Here is a 15,699-nt window from a genome sequence, read left to right on the forward strand (position 1 = left end):
CGTCATGACCATCCACAGCCTCCCGGCCCGGACGGACGCCCCGGCCCGGACCCCCGACGAGAAGCCGGCCCGCCGCGGCGGCCGCCGGCTGCTGCGCGAGCGCGCCGGGCGCCAGCACCACGCCGGCCCCCTCGCCTACGTCCTGCTCGTCATCATGGCGATCCTGTCCATCTTCCCGCTGTACTGGACGATGGTGGCCGCCTCCACCGACAACACACGGGTCAGCCAGACCCCGCCCCCCTTCCTGCCCGGACCGAACCTCTTCAGCAACCTCGCCCGCGCCTGGGACGAGGCGGCCATGGGCAAAGCCATGATCAACAGCCTGATCGTGGCCGGGGTGATCGCCCTGTCCACGGTGATGTTCGCGACGCTGGCCGGATTCGCCTTCGCCAAACTGCGGTTCAAGGGCCGCAACGTCCTGCTGATGCTGGTGATCGGCACGATGATGGTGCCGCCGCAGCTCGGTGTCGTTCCGCTCTTCATGATGATGTCGGAGCTCGGCTGGTCCCAGCAGCTGCCCGCCGTCATCTTCCCCACCCTGGTGAGCGCGGTCGGCGTGTTCTTCATGCGGCAGTACCTCTCCGAGGCGCTGCCGGACGAGCTCGTCGAGGCGGGGCGCGTGGACGGGGCGCACTCGCTGCGCATCTTCTGGAGCATCGTGCTGCCCGTCGCCCGGCCCGCCATGGCGGTCCTGTTCATGATCACGTTCGTGCACGCGTGGAACGACTTCTTCTGGCCGTTCGTGGTGCTCGACATGACCAATCCGACCGTCCCCGTCGCCCTGACCCAGCTCAGCGCCGGCTACGTCCGTGACCAGTCGCTGATCATGGCGGGCGCGCTGCTCGGCACGCTGCCGCTGCTGGCGATGTTCATCGTCTTCGGCCGCCAGATCGTCAGCGGCATCATGGCGGGCGCCGTCAAGGGCTGACCCGGCCCGCCCCGTTCTCCTCGCCGCACGGCAGCCTCCTGCCAACCCCTCTCCTCCCGAAAGGACTTACGTGGTCACCGCAGCACAGCAGAGCGCGTCCGCCCCGGACGCCGCCCGTACCTTCCCCAAGGGCTTCCTCTGGGGCTCGGCCACCGCCTCCTACCAGATCGAGGGGGCCGCTGCCGAGGACGGACGTACGCCGTCCATCTGGGACACCTACGCCCGCACCCCCGGCCGGGTCCGCAACGGCGACACCGGGGACACCGCCACCGACCACTACCACCGCTGGCGCGAGGACGTCGCCCTGATGGCCGAACTGGGCCTGGACGCCTACCGGTTCTCCCTCGCCTGGCCCCGCATCCAGCCCACCGGCCGGGGCCCGGCCGTGCAGAAGGGCCTGGACTTCTACCGGCGTCTCGTCGACGACCTGCTGGCCAAGGGGATCCAGCCCGTCGCCACCCTCTACCACTGGGACCTGCCGCAGGAACTGGAGGACGCGGGAGGCTGGCCCGAGCGGGTCACGGCGGAGCGGTTCGCCGAGTACGCGGCCCTCGCCGCGGACGCGCTCGGTGACCGGGTGAAGACCTGGACCACCCTGAACGAGCCCTGGTGCAGCGCCTTCCTCGGCTACGGCTCCGGAGTCCACGCCCCGGGCCGCACCGATCCCGTCGCCGCCCTGCGCGCCGCCCACCACCTCAACCTCGCCCACGGCCTCGCCGTGCGGGCGCTGCGCGACCGCCTCCCCGCCGCCGCCCAGTGCTCGGTCACCCTCAACATCCACCACGTCCGCCCGCTCACCGGCAGCGACGCCGACGCGGACGCGGCCCGCCGCATCGACGCCCTCGCCAACCGGGTCTTCACCGGCCCGATGCTGCAGGGCGCCTACCCGGAGGACCTGCTGAAGGACACCGCGGAACTGACCGACTGGTCCTTCGTGCGCGACGGCGACCTCCAGCTCATCCACCAGCCGCTGGACTTCCTCGGCGTCAACTACTACACGCCGACCGTCGTCTCCGAGGCCGACGGCAGCGGCACCCACACCTCGGACGGACACGGCAACAGTTCCCACAGCCCCTGGCCGGGCGCCGACGGGGTCGCCTTCCACCAGCCGCCCGGCGACACCACCGCCATGGGCTGGGCCGTCGACCCCAGCGGCCTGTACGACCTGCTGCGCCGGCTGTCCGCCGACTTCCCGCGGCTGCCGCTGGTCATCACCGAGAACGGCGCGGCGTTCGACGACTACGCCGACCCCTCCGGCAACGTCAACGACCCCGGCCGCATCGCCTACGTACGGGGTCATCTGGCCGCCGTCCACCAGGCCATCCTGGACGGCTCCGACGTGCGCGGCTATTTCCTGTGGTCGCTGCTGGACAACTTCGAGTGGGCCCACGGCTACAGCAAGCGCTTCGGCGCCGTCTACGTGGACTACCCGACCGGAACCCGCATCCCCAAGGCCAGCGCACGCTGGTACTCCGAGGTCGCCCGCAGCGGGGTTCTGCCCGGCGCCTGACCTCCCCGGGGCGCTGCCCCGCAATCCGCCTCCGTCCCCGCGAGTCGCGGGGACGGAGGCGGACTTCTTCCTGGACGGGGACGGGCGATCAGGCTCTTCCTCGCGGGGGTTACGGCGAGTCCGTCACCATCGTCGCGGGAGTGGGGACGACCCGGCTGCTGGGCGTCGTGCCGGGGCCGTCCGTCGCGGCCGGCCGGCCGGGCGGCGACTCGGCGGGCTCCGGTGACACCGGTGCGCTCGGCGCCGGGGAGGGCGACTCACGCACCGGGGGAGGGGCCAGCGGCACCGTGGGGGAGACGGGCCGGCCGGCGTCCGCCGCGTCCCGCAGCGGCAGGGCGACGAGCGCGGCGACGGCGCACGCCAGGCCGACACCGACCACGGCCCGCAACCGCCTGCGCCGGGCCGCCCCGCGACGGATCGCCTCGAACCGCCCGGCGGGCGGGCCGAGGTGGTCGGACGTGGGCCGCAGGATGACGGCGAGGGGATCGTCGGGTGCGAACTCCGGACCCTCGTCAGAGTGTGTGATCAAGACTTCTCCTCAGGTGGGCACGGAGCAACTCCCGGGCCGCGTGGAGATCGGCCTTGACGGTCCCTTCCTTGCGTCCGGTCAGGGCGGACACCTCCCGGACCGGCATGTCAGCGTAGTAGTGCAGCAGGATCGGCACGCGCAGCCGTTCCGGCAGGGACTGCACGAGCAGGCGTACGGACGGGTCGGACGGCTCGGTGTGCGGCCGGACGGCGGCCTCGGTGCCGGCCCGGTGCACGGCCCTGCGCTCACGTTCGAGTCTGCGCCAGTGGTCCCGGACCAGGTTGGCCGCGGTGACGTAGAGGAAGCCCCGGGGTTCCGCCACAGAGGTCCAGCGCGACCACAGCCGGGTGAACGCCTCCGAGGCGATCTCGTGGGCCGTCTCGTCGTCGTCGACCAGCCGGCGGCACCAGCCGGCGAGGCGCGGATAGAGGGCGGCGAACAGCTCGGACGCTGCCTGCTCGCGGGACCGTTTCAAGGTTCTCCATGGTCGTGGCGGTACCGGTGTCGCGGTACCGCTCGTGGAAGGGTCCCGGGCCGGCGCACGGCGCGCCGGCCCGGGGCCCCGGCGGCGGGTCAGGACGTCGTGGCGCTCAGCGTGGCGAACACGATCACGTTGTCGCGGTACTCGTCCCCCTCGCGCGGGCCGCCGCAGGTGATGAGCCGCAGCTCCGGACGGTCGACGTCGCCGTAGACCGCTTCCGTCGGGAAGTCGGCCTTGGCGACCGTGCGGACCGAACCGACGGTGAACGCCGCCGCCGTGCCGTTCTCCAGGCGTGCCGTGATCCGGTCACCCCGGCGCAGCCGCACGAGGTGACGGAAGACGCCGTCCCCGTGGACGCCGACCGTGACGTGCCCGAGGAGGACCGACGGACCGCGCTGACCGGGCGTCGGCGAGTGCCGGTACCAGCCGGCCCGGTCGTCGGCCGTGAGCGGTGGCACCTCGACACTGCGGTCCGGGGCCAGCCCCAGCCGCATCACCGGGGTGTCGACCCCGATGGCGGGGATCTGGAGCCGGACCGGCACCGAACGCCCGAGGACCCGCGCCGGTGCCGCGGACGGGAGCGCGGCCGAGGCCGCGTCCCGGGGGCGTCCGGTGGCGGAGGGCCGGGCCCGGTGTCCGCCGCCGCAGCCGGCCAGGAGGGCCGCCGCGGCCCCGACGGCGAAGACACGCCTGGAGAGCGGCCTCATTCCCCGGTCGCCCGCCGGCGTACCAGGAAGACGGCCGCGCCACCGGCGGCCAGCACCGCGGCGGCACCGCCGCCGACGAGGAGGCCGTCGCTCGCGGACTCCTCCGCCGGGGCGGCACCGGTGTCGGGCGCGCCGCTGGGCACGACGGTGACCCCGCCGGTGTCCTCCGCCGGGGCCGGGTCGCCGCTCTCGGCGGGGACCGGGCTCGGTTCCGTCTCGGCGACGGGGGCCGGCGACGCGCTGGGGGACACCGCCGTGTCGGGAACGGGGGAGGGGTCGTCGGCGAAGGCGGGCATGGCGCTCGCCAGCACAGCGGTACAGGCAAGTGCCACGGCGCTCAGGACAGTTCGGCGCATGGATCGCTCTCTTCTCGGTCCGCCCGCACGGTGACCCGGCGGGCTGGGGAATGGATCGTGCGGAGAGACGAGGCAGCCACCACCCGGGTTGTAAAGAGAAGGCAAAGCCGGGCCGTCGCCGACGCCGGACTCAGTCGAGGATGGCGGTCGCCTCCACCTCGACCAGCACATCGGGCTCGAAGAGGTGGTCCACGCCGATCAGCGACGACGGAGGAAGCGGCACCGCGAGCCCGATCTCCTCCGCCACCTGTTCGACGCCCGCCATGAACGCGCCGATCTTCTCGGGCGCCCAGTCGGTCACGTAGAACGTCAGCCGCAGCACGTCGTCGAACGAGGCGCCCGCGCCGGCCAGACCCGTCGCGGTGTTCCGCAGGGCGTGGGCGACCTGCCCCGCGAGGTCGCCGGGGGCGAGCGGGGATCCGTCCGCCGAGCGGGCGATCTGCCCGCTGACGTGCACGTGACGCGTGCCGGTGCCGACGGCGACGTGCTCGTAGGGCGTGGGGCGCAGCATGCCTTCGGGGGTGAAACGACGGACGGGCATCGAGGTCTCCTCGTGTGAGCCGAACAGGTATACCTTTGCTACCTGGTACACGAAGGACACTTCAAGGAGACCACGTATCGTGCCGGATACCCCGCAGGGCCCCGAGGACAGGTTCGAGATCGCTCACCCTCACCGCGAGCTCCTCGACCAGGTGCTGGACAAGTGGTCGCTGAGCGTCCTCAACGAACTCTGCGAACGGCCCTGCCGCTTCAACGACCTGCGCCGCGCCATCCCCGCGGTGACCCAGAAGTCGCTCACCGCGACGCTGCGGCGGCTCGAACGCAACGGCATCGTCGAGCGCGCGCTCCTCAGCTCCCGGCCCGTCGCCGTCGAGTACCGGATCACCCCGCTGGGCAAGACCATGCGGCCGCCGGTCGAAGTGCTGCTGGAATGGGCCGCCGCCCACATGCCCGAGATCGAACGCGCCCGCCGGGCCTTCGACCTCGCATGACCGCGAGCTCTGTTCCCTGACGTGAGGTTCGTGCCGGGAACCCTCAAGTCGCGTTACTGACAGCGCTGTTCACGGCCCCCTGCCGGTCGTCGACTGGCAGAATCGGTCCGTGACGGCAGGCCTGGGACGGGAGTGGGCACATGAGCGCGACGCGGCACGGGACGACGCGGCGGGCGGAGACGGCAGTTCCGGCGGGGCGGACCCGGTGGGGGATCGTCGCCCTGATCCTCGGGGCGCCCGCTCTGTTCGTGTTCGGCCTGCTCTTCCTCCTGCTGCTCTGGGTGCTGCTCGGCTGACCTCTCCGGGCGCGCGGCACGGACCGTCCTTGACCTGAACCGGACTTGAGCTTCTACGTTCGTGACAGGCCGCGCGGACCGACCGGCGGTGCCCTTCCGAGGAGGTTCGTCATGGGCGAGCGCACAGCTCACACCGACATTCCCGAGCGTTACCGCTATGCCGTGATCCCGCACATCATGGTCGACGACGCCGCGGCGGCGATCGACTTCTACCGGCGGGCGTTCGGCGCGCGCGAGGACTTCCGCATCGACGCTCCGGGCGGCGGGATCCTGCACGCCGAGATCACCATCGGCCGGTCGGTGCTGATGCTGGGGGACGCCAGTGTGGAGGAGGCGGAGGCGGGTTCCTTCGCCGCACCGGCCTCCCTCGGCGGGGGCACGTCCGTCACACTGCACGTCTTCGTGCCCGACGTGGACGGCCTGGCCAAGCGCGCGGAGGCCGCCGGCGCGGAGATCCTCCAGCCGCCGACGGACATGTTCCACGGGGACCGCACCGTCATCCTCAAGGACCCGCAGGGCCACATGTGGGTCTTCCTGACCCATCTGGAGGACGTGACGGAGGAGGAACTCCGGCGACGTCTGGCCGCCGCCGGATGACCGGACCACCGACCGTACGGGCACCGGACCGCCGGACCGTGCGGGCGCCGGCCCACGGGCCGGCGCGCCTCACGCTCCTCGCGCACGTGTGAAGGCCGGCCGGGCGCTCCGGCGAGCCCGCCCCCTCAGGCCGCCGTCCCGTCCTCGAAGGGAACGTCCAGCCGGTCGGCCACCGCGGTGAGCGCGGCACCCAGCGGCAGCGCGATCCTCGTGCGGGCATGCCGGTCGCCACGGGTGGGGTCCCGGTTGACGATCAGTACGGGCTTGCCCGCCTCGGCGGCCTGGCGGACGAACCGCAGCCCGGACATCACCGTCAGCGAGGAGCCGAGGACCAGCAGCGAGGACGCCTCACGGACCAGTGCGCGGCACTGCTCCACCCGCTGCGGCGGCACGTTCTCCCCGAAGAACACCACGTCCGGTTTGAGGACGCCGCCGCACACCGTGCAGGGCACCACGCGGAAGTCGCCGACCTGCTCGTCGGTGAGGTCGGCGTCACCGTCGGGATTGATGCCGGCCGCCGTCGGCGCGAAACCCGGGTTGGCCTCCTCGAGCCGCGCCGCGAGCGCGGCCCGCGGGCTGAAGGCACCGCAGGACAGGCAGACGACCCGGTCCAGGCCCCCGTGGAGCTCCACCACGCCCTCGCTGCCGGCGGCCCGGTGCAGCCCGTCGACGTTCTGGGTGATCACTCCGCGGAGCAGTCCGTGCCGCCCGAACGCGGCCACGGCCCGGTGCCCGGCGTTCGGGCGGGCCCGGCCGAAGGTGCGCCAGCCGAGGTGGCTGCGGGCCCAGTACCGGCGGCGCGCCTGCGGGCTGCCGGTGAAGTCCTGGTAGGTCATCGGGGTGTGCCGGCTCAGGCTGCCGCCCTCGCCCCGGTAGTCGGGGATGCCCGACTCGGTGGAGATGCCCGCCCCGCTGAGCACCAGCACGCCACCGGCGTCCAGCACGTCGGCGACCGGGGCCAGGTCCGTGGTGCCCGGCGGCAGGTCGTCGGCCGGGGTCCAGCTCAGGGTGGGGCGCATGCGCATGCCGCCAGGGTACGGAACCGGCCGCCCCGCCCGCCGTGCCCGCGGGGCCCGGCCGCCCGGACAGCCGGACGCACTGCGCCCGGAGGGCGGGAGGCGCGGGGCCCGTCCGGCGCTCCGGCGCCGTGCGCGAGGGGTGTGCCGCGGCGGGGCCCGGGAGGGGGAGCCCGTTGCCGGGTCCCGCCGCGGTCCTGTGGTCAGCCGCCCACGTTGACGTCGATGCAGGCGTAGAACGCGTTGGTCGTGTCGGCCACGTTCCACACGGCCAGCACCTTCTGCTTCCCGGTCAGGCCGCCGAAGTCGACCTGGTGGTCGACGACCGCACCGGGCTTGGCGCCGCCGTCGTCGAACTGCGCGATCCGGCGGCCGCCGGCGTAGTACTCCCAGGTGCTGGTGGCGTGCTGGGCGGTGAGCCGCCAGGAGAACGTCGTGGTCGCGGCGACCGGCGTGACCGTCCAGCCCTTGCTGTCGTCGTCCAGTTCGGCGAAGCGGCTGTTGCCGCCGCTGCAACCGGTCAGGCCCTTGGGCCCCTCGACGCTCTGCGGTTCGTAGGTGATGTCGCCGCAGGAGACGGTGCCGGCGGCGCACTGGGCCTGCCGGCTGGGCGGGTCGGATATGTAGCCGTGCGCGCTCGCCGACGACGCGGGGAGACTGACGGCGACCACGGGGGCGAGAGCCGCGCCGATCAGCGCGGCGGTCTTCTTGCTGGTACGCATGGGGGAACTCCTTCACATCGGATCGTCCCCGGGCGCGCGTGGTCGTGGATGGTGCAGGGGGGAGACCGCACGCGGCAGGGCGACCGCTCGTGGGTGGGGCCAGGAGGCGCGAAGGTGGCGCGCGCTCGCCGTCCTCGCGGGGAAGTGGTCGGGGCCCGCGAAGGATCAACTCCCTAAGCGGAGCGACGAGTTCTGTTGGCCTAGACCATACAAGCGGTGGGCGTGACCGTGTCAAGGGTGGTGCGGAACGGCACAGTTGTGCCGTTCCGCCCGGTGTGGTGCCTCCGGCGGCCCGCCGGCCGGGGCGACCGTGACGCCGTACCCGGAAGACCCGTCCGCAGGGGGTCAGCGTCCGGTCGTTCCGTCGATGAGCTCCCTCAGCACGTCCGCGTGTCCGGCGTGGCGCCCGGTCTCCTCGATCATGTGGGTGAGCGCCCAACGGACGCTGGGCGCAGGGCTGTCCGGCCGGGACCGCGGCAGCGGCGCCGCGAGGTCGGGGCATCCGTCGAGCACGTCGTCGGCCCGGGCCACCGCCTCCCGGTAGCGGGCGACCACATCGGCCACGCTGTCGTCGTCGGCGGCCCGGAAGGTGCTCTGCCAGTCGGTGACCCGTTCCCCGAGGAACGTCGCCCGCTCGACGAAGGTGAGGTGATGGAGCAGCCCCAGCAGGTTGGTGCCCGACGGCACCGACGCCGTGCGGACCTGCGGTTCGGGGGCTCCCTCCACCTTCGCGCGGATCGACGTGCGGAGGTAACCGAGGAAGCCGCGCAGGACCTCGGCCTCACTGCTCCCGGTGCGCGGCGGCGGGGTGTCCCGGCGGCGTCCGTGACGCGGGGTGGCGGACATGGTGCCTCCTCGTGGGGTGTCCACGGCTCAAGCGGTGCGACGGACGATCAGGACGTGGTCGGTGACCTCGGCGGACCGCCCGTCCGGCCCGGTCGCCGTCCGGCGCGGCGCGTCGGCCCGCTCGACCGTCCACATGTCCGGGGCCAGGGCCAGGTCGGCGGCGACCTCCCGCGGCGAGGGGTACCGGACACCGGGGTCCTGGTTCCACGACCACGGGGCGGTCGAGCCGTGGTCGACGACGAGCAGGCGCCCACCCGGCCGCAGGCCGTGCGCCGCCGCGCGCAGCACGCGTGCCCGGTCCAGGCCGAGCGGGGTGTGCAGGTAGTGGGCGCAGACCAGGTCGAACGAGCCGGCCGGGAAGGACGCCTCCAGGTCGTGCCGCCGGGCGGTGATCAGGTCGTCCACGCCGTGCGCTGCGGCCAGCCCGGTGAGACGCTCGACCGCCACGGACGACACGTCGACCGCCGTGACCTGCCAGCCCCGGCGGGCGAGCCACAGGGCGTCACCCCCGGCGCCGCAGCCGAGGTCCAGCGCCTCGCCGGGCGTCAGGCCGCCGACCACCTCGGTGAGACGCGTGTTCGGCCGTGGATCGGTGGCCGCGGGACGGTTCGCGTGGACGCCGTCCCAGAACGTGACCGCATCGGTGGTACCCATCGAGGACTCCTTCAGCCGGGGATCGGGAATCCGAGTCTCGCCCGGACTCCCGGAAACCGGCACGCGAGCTTGCCGTTATGGCAAGACGCAGGAAGGGCCGGCGGCCGCGCCGGGTTCGGCCGCGGGGAGGCCGGCCGCCCGCCGGTGGTGGGAGCGGGCCGGCCCGGGGAGACCGGGCGCCGCCGAGTACGGCGGTCGGCGTGTACATGCCGGTCGCGGCGAGGGCGGGACGCGGAGGGGACGCGCCCTCCGGCCGCCGCTCACCGGTGCGGTCGCACGGGGAGCGGGCAGCCGATCACACGAGCCGGACGGTATCGGGGCGAACGGCCGCGGCGGAGGCGGCGGGAGCGGACCACGAGAGCCGTGCCCCGGCGACGGCGAGGGTCGCGGGTGCCGCCGAGGACGGCGGTCGGCGTATGCGTGCCGGTCGCGGCGAGGTCGGGACGCGGATCGTGCGCCGCCCGCGGACAGCGCCGGTTGATCCGGGCGAGTGAAGACGGCTCGGGCAGGTGGGGGCACCCTTCGGGGAACGGCCCACGACGGCGTTCCCGCACGCGGTTCGCCTACGCTTCCCCCGTGTCAGCTCCCCGCCTCCGTCGCGTCGCCGTCCTCGTGTCCGAAGGCGCCAAGCCGCTCGACGTCGGCATCCCCGCCCAGGTGTTCACGACCCGGGCGAGCATGCCGTACGAGGTGCGGGTGTGCGGTGCTGCTCCCGGACCGGTCGCCGGGGGCGACGGCCTCTCGTACCACGTCGCCCAGGGCCTAGAGGCCCTGGAGTGGGCCGACATCGTCTTCGTCCCCGGCTACCGGTTCCCGGACCGCGAGGACCCGCCGCGGGCCGTCGTCGAGGCGCTGCTCGCCGCCCATCGGCGGGGCGCACGGCTCGCGGCCATCTCCACCGGCGCCTTCGCGCTGGCCGCCACCGGTCTGCTGGACGGCAGGCGTGCCACGACCCACTGGCACTACACCAGGGCCCTGGCGGCCAAGCACCCGTCGGTCCGCGTCGACGAGAACGTGCTGTTCGTCGACGAGGGCAGTGTGCTGACCTCGGCCGGCGCCGCCTCCGGCATCGACCTGTGTCTGCACATCCTGCGCGGCGACCTGGGCGTGGCCGCGTCCAACCACGCCGCCCGGCGCCTGGTCGCGGCGCCCTACCGCAGTGGCGGCCAGGCCCAGTACGTGCCGCGCAGCGTGCCCGAGCAGCTCGGGGAGCGGTTCGCCGCCACCCGTGAGTGGGCACTGCGCCGGCTCGGCGAACCCCTCACCCTCGGCGCGCTCGCCGGGCACGCGGCGGTCTCGCCGCGCACGTTCTCGCGCCGCTTCGTCGAGGACACCGGCTACACACCCATGCAGTGGGTGATGCGCGCCCGCATCGACGCCGCCCGCGAGCTGCTGGAGCGCTCGCAGCTGGGCGTCGAGCAGATCGCCGCCGACGTCGGCCTGGGCACCGGGGCCAATCTGCGCCTGCACTTCCAGCGCATCCTCGGCACCACACCGAGCGAGTACCGGCGCACCTTCGCCCGGGGCGAATGAGCGGGCGGCACGCCCTGGCGCGATCCTTTCGAACCGTGGCGATCATGCCGCTGCCACGCCCGCGGGCCGAGCGCGATGCTGGCTGTGGACGAAGGGACACCACACATGACGCGTATCGCCATCAACGGGTTCGGCCGCATCGGACGCAACGTGCTGCGTGCGCTCCTGGAGCGCGACAGCACCTTGGAGGTCGTGGCCATCAACGACCTCGCGGATCCGGCCACTTCGGCGCGACTGCTCGCCTACGACACGACCGCCGGCCGGCTCGGCCGACCGGTCACCGTCGACGGGAACGCTCTCGTCGTCGACGGCCGCCGCATCACGGTCCTCGCCGAGCGGGAGCCGGCCCGGCTGCCGTGGGCCGAACTCGGCGTGGACATCGTGCTGGAAGCCACCGGCCGCTTCACCTCCGCCAAGGCCGCCCGGGCCCACCTCGACGCGGGAGCCACCCGGGTCCTGGTCGGCGCGCCGTCGGACGGCGCCGACGTCACCCTGGCGTACGGCGTGAACAACGACGCCTACGACCCCGACCTGCACAGGATCGTCTCCAACGCCTCGTGCACGACGAACGCGCTCGCGCCGCTGGCCGCGGTACTCGACGGCCTCGCCGGCATCGAGCACGGCTTCATGACGACGGTGCACGCCTACACCCAGGAGCAGAACCTCCAGGACGGTCCGCACCGCGACGCCCGCCGGGCCCGCGCCGCCGCCGTCAACATCGTGCCGACGACCACGGGCGCCGCCAAGGCGATCGGCCTGGTGCTGCCCGGCCTCGACGGCAAGCTGTCGGGTGACTCGATCCGCGTGCCGGTCCCCGTGGGCTCGATCGTCGAGCTCAACACCACCGTCACGCGGGACGTCACGCGCGAGGAGGTGCTGGAGGCCTACCGGGCCGCCGCGCAGGGGCCGCTCGCGGGAGTGCTCGAGTACTCGGAGGACCCGCTGGTGTCGTCCGACATCACCGGCAACCCGGCGTCGTCGATCTTCGACGCGGACCTCACCCGGGTGGACGGCCGGCACGTCAAGGTGGTCGCCTGGTACGACAACGAGTGGGGCTTCTCCAACCGGGTGATCGACACCCTGGAACTGCTCGCCGCCCGCTGAACCGGCCCCGGCCGGTCCGGCGGCGCGCACCCCTCGCGGGCCGGTGACTCCGTCGGCACCCTCGCGCGGACGGTGCCGCCGGCCCCGGCCCGTCGCCGCCCACCGGGAAACCGGCTGCTCCGGTCCCTCCCCGCCTACCGTGCAGCCGGCTCCCACTCCTCGGCGAGGAGTCCGAGCACTACCTCGTCGAGGAACTCACCGAGCACCCAGGCCGACCTGCGCAGCACGCCCTCACGGACGAAGCCGTTGCGCTCGGCGGAGCGCAGCATCGCGGTGTTGTCGGCCAGCGTCTCGATCTGCAGCCGGTGCAGTCCGCGCACGACGAAACCGTAATGGCAGAGCACCGCGACCACGTCGGTGCCGTAGCCCTTGCCACGCGACGACGGCAGCAGCCCCAGCCCGATGTGCGCGGACCGGCTGTGCGTGTCGATGCCCCACAGCGTGGCCGTGCCGACCAGCGTGCCACCCTCCGACTCCACCACGGAGAAGGGAACACGCCCGTGCTCCTCGTCGTCGACCACGAGTCGCGGGTCCTGTGAACCGGGTGTGATCGGCCGCCACGGCCTGGCCTCCGACCGTGAGCCGTTCACCACGTCGTCGTAGAGCTCGGCCCGCAGGATCGGTATGTCGTCCTCGTGCCGGGCCCTCAGCCCGACCAGTTTCCCCTTGAGCATGGGGGTTTCCTATCCGACGGGTCCGCCGGGCGGCAAACGATTTCTCCGTCACCGGACGGCGGACGGGTCGGCCGTCGCGTTCCGTGACATCCGGACAGCGAAGGCCACGATCTCAACCAGCGCGTCCCACAGGGTGATCGGCCGCTCCTCCGGGGCACACGGATCACCGACCGCAGTCACGAAGCAGTCGGGCAGGGCCCGTTGAGGAGAGGGGAAAGGGCATGCGTCGCACGGGGATGAAGGCCGGCACGATCGCGATCGCCGCCGTCATGGGGAGCGTCGTCCTGACGGGATGCGGGGGAGACAGTGAGCCGCAGAGCGACGGCAAGTCGTCGGCGGCGAGCGGGAAGGCCCAGGAGCGCGAGCAGGGCACGAAGGCGGTGCGGGCGGCGTACGACAGGACGGCCGAAGCCGAGTCGGCGCGGATGAAGGTCAGGACGCAGCTCGCCGCGGACGGCAGGACGGTCACGTCGGAGGGTGAGGGTGTCCTCGATCTGGCGGAGGGCGACAGCGTCATGACCATCACGGCCGAGGGCGAGAGCCTGGAGCAGCGTGTGGTCGACCAGATGCTCTACCAGAAGGCCCCGGGTCAGAAGACGCAGGGCGGCAAGCCCTGGATCAAGATCGACCTTGAGAAGGTCGCCGCTCAGCAGGGCGTCGGCAACCAGCAGTTCGGCGACCCGGCCCAGACCGCGGCCTTCGCCAGGGCGATCACCGACAAGGACGTCACCGAGGTCGGCACCGAGAAGATCGACGGCGTGGACACCACGCACTACCGGGTCTCCGTGGACGTGGCCGAGCTGCCGGGTGGCGACCGGATGCGTGAACAGCTCGGCCCCACGCTGCCGATGCAGGTCTGGCTCGACGACGAGGGGCGGCTCCGCCGCCAGCAGATCGACATGACCGTCAAGAACACGGCTTCCGCCTCGGCGAAGCCCGGCGACGGTTCGGCACCCCAGCAGCTCAAGATGAGCACGGTCATGCAGTTCACGGACTTCGGCACCGACGTCGACGCCGAGGCCCCGCCGGCCGGCCAGGTGACGGACATGACGGACAAGGCGCTGCAGGGCAGCGGGCGACAGAGCTAGACCGCGACGACACGAGCGGCCACCCGTCGAGGGTGGCCGCTCGTGTCGCGGGTGGTGTCCGTGGGCACGGACGGTGCGGCCACCTCACCTCACCGCCCCCTCGGCTCGTGCGGGAAGTCGTCGGTTACCGTGGGGAGTGACACTGGGAGGCGATGGTGTTCGAACGGGGCACGCGGTTGCTCGCGGGCGCGGTGGTCGTGGCCTGCATGGTGCTCCTCGGGCCGAGCGCGCCGGACGGGTCTCTGTCCGCCGGTCCGATGCCCGTGGGCACCGCCCGTGACTTCGTGCCGAACCGCGTGATGACCTGGAACATCTGCAACCCCTGTGGCCGGGGCAACGCCGACCGTGCGGCGGAGATAGCGGAGTTGGCCCCCCAGGTCGTCGGACTGCAGGAGGCCTGCCGGCGCGACGTCGAACGGGTCCGGGACCATCTGGAGAACCTCTACGGGCTGGACTACCACGTCGAGTACGGCACGGTGCTGCAGAACTGGGGCCGCTGCGGGGGAGTGCCGTGGAACCCCGGGGGTTACGGACAGGCGATCCTCTCCGCGGAGCCGATGACCGACCACGTGAACGTCGAGTACCCCGACGGCGGCTCCGAGGACCGCGGCTTCATGGCCGTCACCACCCTCGTGGACGACCGGCCCGTCCGGGTCTTCAACACCCACCTCGCGCAACGCCGGCAGGAAGCGGTGCGGGCCGAACAGACCGCCGTGATCGCCGCGGAGATCGCCCGGCACGACCGCGCCATCGTGCTCGGCGACTTCAACGCCGTTCCGGACACTCCTGAGCTCACACCCATCTGGGCGCTGGCCGAGGACACCGACCCCGGCTGCCGTCCCGCGCAGGCCGGCGCCTGCGCGCCGACCACCGACTGGCAGAGCAAGTTCGACTACGTCTTCCTGCGCGGCGTCACCTCCCTCGGCCACCGGGTACGGCAGAGCCCGCACTCGGACCACCATGTGCTGCACTCCGACGTCGACGTGACGTGACGTACGGTCCGGGGTCCTGACGGCAGCCGCCGGCCCGTTCGTGTCCGTGGTGCCGGCCGTCCGGCGGTGACGGGTCAGGGAGCGGGCGGGCCGGCGCCCGGGGTGCCGTCGCGCTGGTGGCCACGACGGGCGTCGCGGTCGAAGATGCCGAGGATCTCGCAGGGGCCGCCCTCGGCACCGATGGCGTGCGGAAGCATGGTGGGGAACTCGGCGGCCTGGTTCGTCTCCACGCGGAAGCGCTTGTGTCCCAGCATGAGCACCGCGGTCCCGGACAGGACGACCAGCCATTCGCGGCCCGGGTGGGCGCGCATGCGGGCCGGGTTGTCCGGCGGCGGCACGGTCATGCGCTGGCGTACGACGGTCATGCCCGGGTCGCCCTTCACGGGCCACCGCATCAGTCCGTGGGCGGCGTCGATCATCGGGCTGGTGACGACGTCGTCCGCGGCGGTCTCCACCAGCTGGTCCAGCGTCGTGTCCAGGGCGCGGGCGAGCGTGACCAGCTGATCCAGTGCGAGACGCCGCTGCCCGTTCTCGATCCGGCTGAGCGTCGACTGGCTGACGTTGGCACGCGCGGCCAGTTCCTCCAGTGACCAGCCCTGGGCGACCCGCAGCGCGCGGATGCGTTTGCGTACGAGGCTGTCCAGCTCGCCATCATCTTGCGTCATGCGCAACAT

20 protein-coding genes are annotated in these 15,699 nt (G+C 73.0%); 9 read left to right on the forward strand and 11 right to left on the reverse strand.

Translation table 11 applies throughout. The annotated features are described in order from the left end of the window. Nucleotides 1-4 precede the first annotated feature (4 nt). On the forward strand, nt 5-928 hold the full coding sequence (locus IE118_RS07415) for a carbohydrate ABC transporter permease (RefSeq protein ID WP_189556636.1): 924 nt from the start codon (nt 5-7) through the stop codon (nt 926-928). Nucleotides 929-998: 70 nt separating this feature from the next. Next, nucleotides 999-2,438 carry a GH1 family beta-glucosidase gene (locus IE118_RS07420; protein ID WP_189556638.1) on the forward strand — a complete coding sequence of 480 codons (1,440 nt, stop codon included), beginning with the start codon at nt 999-1,001 and terminating at the stop codon, nt 2,436-2,438. Between the two features lie 109 nt (nt 2,439-2,547). Here the strand turns inward: IE118_RS07420 and IE118_RS07425 are convergent, their stop codons facing one another. From IE118_RS07425 to IE118_RS07445, 5 genes are all read right to left on the reverse strand, one after another. Beyond that, complete coding sequence (locus IE118_RS07425) at nt 2,548-2,967, reverse strand: superantigen-like protein SSL4 (protein WP_189556639.1); 420 nt, start codon at nt 2,965-2,967, stop codon at nt 2,548-2,550. Continuing rightward, nucleotides 2,951-3,442 carry an RNA polymerase sigma factor gene (locus IE118_RS07430; RefSeq protein ID WP_189556641.1) on the reverse strand — a complete coding sequence of 164 codons (492 nt, stop codon included), beginning with the start codon at nt 3,440-3,442 and terminating at the stop codon, nt 2,951-2,953. The genes IE118_RS07425 and IE118_RS07430 overlap by 17 nt, the downstream gene beginning before the upstream one ends. Nucleotides 3,443-3,540: 98 nt before the next feature. Then, nucleotides 3,541-4,155, reverse strand: a complete 615-nt coding sequence (locus IE118_RS07435; protein WP_189556643.1) for a class F sortase — start codon at nt 4,153-4,155, stop codon at nt 3,541-3,543. After that, nucleotides 4,152-4,511, reverse strand: a complete 360-nt coding sequence (locus IE118_RS07440; RefSeq protein WP_189556645.1) for a hypothetical protein — start codon at nt 4,509-4,511, stop codon at nt 4,152-4,154. Before IE118_RS07440 ends, IE118_RS07435 begins: the two co-directional genes overlap by 4 nt. Before the next feature lie 130 nt (nt 4,512-4,641). Beyond that, nucleotides 4,642-5,052 (reverse strand): RidA family protein, encoded by a 411-nt coding sequence (locus tag IE118_RS07445; protein WP_189556647.1) that lies wholly within the window; start codon nt 5,050-5,052, stop codon nt 4,642-4,644. A gap of 79 nt (nt 5,053-5,131) precedes the next feature. Between IE118_RS07445 and IE118_RS07450 the strand changes: the two genes are divergently transcribed. From IE118_RS07450 to IE118_RS07460, 3 genes are all read left to right on the forward strand, one after another. Next, complete coding sequence (locus IE118_RS07450; RefSeq protein WP_189556649.1) at nt 5,132-5,503, forward strand: winged helix-turn-helix transcriptional regulator; 372 nt, start codon at nt 5,132-5,134, stop codon at nt 5,501-5,503. 140 nt (nt 5,504-5,643) lie between these two features. After that, nucleotides 5,644-5,799: a hypothetical protein gene (locus tag IE118_RS07455; protein ID WP_189556651.1), complete on the forward strand. Its 156-nt coding sequence runs from the start codon at nt 5,644-5,646 to the stop codon at nt 5,797-5,799. A gap of 111 nt (nt 5,800-5,910) precedes the next feature. Beyond that, nucleotides 5,911-6,396, forward strand: coding sequence for a VOC family protein (locus tag IE118_RS07460; protein WP_189556653.1), 486 nt, complete (start codon nt 5,911-5,913; stop codon nt 6,394-6,396). A 125-nt stretch (nt 6,397-6,521) separates the two neighbouring features. On the opposite strand, the gene IE118_RS07465 is transcribed toward IE118_RS07460, so the two are convergent. The 4 genes from IE118_RS07465 to IE118_RS07480 all read right to left on the reverse strand — a co-directional run bounded on the left by IE118_RS07465 (nt 6,522) and on the right by IE118_RS07480 (nt 9,634). After that, the gene (locus IE118_RS07465; RefSeq protein WP_189556655.1) at nt 6,522-7,421 is read right to left on the reverse strand and encodes an NAD-dependent protein deacetylase; all 900 of its coding nucleotides are present in this window, start codon (nt 7,419-7,421) and stop codon (nt 6,522-6,524) included. 194 nt (nt 7,422-7,615) lie between these two features. Beyond that, a complete protein-coding gene (locus IE118_RS07470; protein ID WP_189556657.1) occupies nt 7,616-8,134 on the reverse strand; it encodes a lytic polysaccharide monooxygenase auxiliary activity family 9 protein in 519 nt (172 codons plus the stop codon). 345 nt (nt 8,135-8,479) lie between these two features. Next, on the reverse strand, nt 8,480-8,980 hold the full coding sequence (locus tag IE118_RS07475; RefSeq protein WP_189556659.1) for a DinB family protein: 501 nt from the start codon (nt 8,978-8,980) through the stop codon (nt 8,480-8,482). A gap of 27 nt (nt 8,981-9,007) precedes the next feature. Then, on the reverse strand, nt 9,008-9,634 hold the full coding sequence (locus IE118_RS07480; protein WP_189556661.1) for a class I SAM-dependent methyltransferase: 627 nt from the start codon (nt 9,632-9,634) through the stop codon (nt 9,008-9,010). A 576-nt stretch (nt 9,635-10,210) separates the two neighbouring features. Between IE118_RS07480 and IE118_RS07485 the strand changes: the two genes are divergently transcribed. Further along, nucleotides 10,211-11,167 (forward strand): GlxA family transcriptional regulator, encoded by a 957-nt coding sequence (locus IE118_RS07485; protein ID WP_189556664.1) that lies wholly within the window; start codon nt 10,211-10,213, stop codon nt 11,165-11,167. 105 nt (nt 11,168-11,272) lie between these two features. After that, the gene (gene gap / locus IE118_RS07490) at nt 11,273-12,271 is read left to right on the forward strand and encodes a type I glyceraldehyde-3-phosphate dehydrogenase (RefSeq protein WP_189556665.1); all 999 of its coding nucleotides are present in this window, start codon (nt 11,273-11,275) and stop codon (nt 12,269-12,271) included. Nucleotides 12,272-12,405: 134 nt separating this feature from the next. On the opposite strand, the gene IE118_RS07495 is transcribed toward gap, so the two are convergent. Then, on the reverse strand, nt 12,406-12,945 hold the full coding sequence (locus tag IE118_RS07495; protein ID WP_189556667.1) for a GNAT family N-acetyltransferase: 540 nt from the start codon (nt 12,943-12,945) through the stop codon (nt 12,406-12,408). A 221-nt stretch (nt 12,946-13,166) separates the two neighbouring features. Here IE118_RS07495 and IE118_RS07500 point away from each other — a divergent pair, with 221 nt between their 5' ends. After that, nucleotides 13,167-14,033: an SCO4651 family lipoprotein gene (locus IE118_RS07500; protein ID WP_189556669.1), complete on the forward strand. Its 867-nt coding sequence runs from the start codon at nt 13,167-13,169 to the stop codon at nt 14,031-14,033. 152 nt (nt 14,034-14,185) lie between these two features. Further along, entirely contained in the window at nt 14,186-15,025 is an 840-nt protein-coding gene (locus tag IE118_RS07505; protein ID WP_189556670.1) for an endonuclease/exonuclease/phosphatase family protein, read from the forward strand. Between the two features lie 74 nt (nt 15,026-15,099). Here IE118_RS07505 and IE118_RS07510 read toward each other — a convergent pair whose 3' ends face one another. Next, nucleotides 15,100-15,699: a helix-turn-helix domain-containing protein gene (locus IE118_RS07510; protein WP_189556672.1), complete on the reverse strand. Its 600-nt coding sequence runs from the start codon at nt 15,697-15,699 to the stop codon at nt 15,100-15,102.

Source organism: Streptomyces pilosus (assembly GCF_014649835.1).
In the GTDB taxonomy this organism is placed as follows: Bacteria; Actinomycetota; Actinomycetes; order Streptomycetales; family Streptomycetaceae; genus Streptomyces; species Streptomyces pilosus.

Bases quoted from the DNA above. Each gene is read 5' to 3' on its own strand.
- IE118_RS07500 (WP_189556669.1), top strand. From the start codon at position 13,167: ATGCGTCGCACGGGGATGAAGGCCGGCACGATCGCGATCGCCGCCGTC.
- IE118_RS07445 (WP_189556647.1), bottom strand. From the start codon at position 5,052: ATGCCCGTCCGTCGTTTCACCCCCGAAGGCATGCTGCGCCCCACGCCC.
- IE118_RS07465 (WP_189556655.1), bottom strand. From the start codon at position 7,421: ATGCGCATGCGCCCCACCCTGAGCTGGACCCCGGCCGACGACCTGCCG.
- IE118_RS07460 (WP_189556653.1), top strand. From the start codon at position 5,911: ATGGGCGAGCGCACAGCTCACACCGACATTCCCGAGCGTTACCGCTAT.
- IE118_RS07480 (WP_189556661.1), bottom strand. From the start codon at position 9,634: ATGGGTACCACCGATGCGGTCACGTTCTGGGACGGCGTCCACGCGAAC.
- IE118_RS07505 (WP_189556670.1), top strand. From the start codon at position 14,186: ATGGTGTTCGAACGGGGCACGCGGTTGCTCGCGGGCGCGGTGGTCGTG.
- IE118_RS07510 (WP_189556672.1), bottom strand. From the start codon at position 15,699: ATGTTGCGCATGACGCAAGATGATGGCGAGCTGGACAGCCTCGTACGC.
- IE118_RS07435 (WP_189556643.1), bottom strand. From the start codon at position 4,155: ATGAGGCCGCTCTCCAGGCGTGTCTTCGCCGTCGGGGCCGCGGCGGCC.
- IE118_RS07455 (WP_189556651.1), top strand. From the start codon at position 5,644: ATGAGCGCGACGCGGCACGGGACGACGCGGCGGGCGGAGACGGCAGTT.
- IE118_RS07440 (WP_189556645.1), bottom strand. From the start codon at position 4,511: ATGCGCCGAACTGTCCTGAGCGCCGTGGCACTTGCCTGTACCGCTGTG.
- IE118_RS07475 (WP_189556659.1), bottom strand. From the start codon at position 8,980: ATGTCCGCCACCCCGCGTCACGGACGCCGCCGGGACACCCCGCCGCCG.
- IE118_RS07470 (WP_189556657.1), bottom strand. From the start codon at position 8,134: ATGCGTACCAGCAAGAAGACCGCCGCGCTGATCGGCGCGGCTCTCGCC.
- IE118_RS07415 (WP_189556636.1), top strand. From the start codon at position 5: ATGACCATCCACAGCCTCCCGGCCCGGACGGACGCCCCGGCCCGGACC.
- IE118_RS07495 (WP_189556667.1), bottom strand. From the start codon at position 12,945: ATGCTCAAGGGGAAACTGGTCGGGCTGAGGGCCCGGCACGAGGACGAC.
- gap (WP_189556665.1), top strand. From the start codon at position 11,273: ATGACGCGTATCGCCATCAACGGGTTCGGCCGCATCGGACGCAACGTG.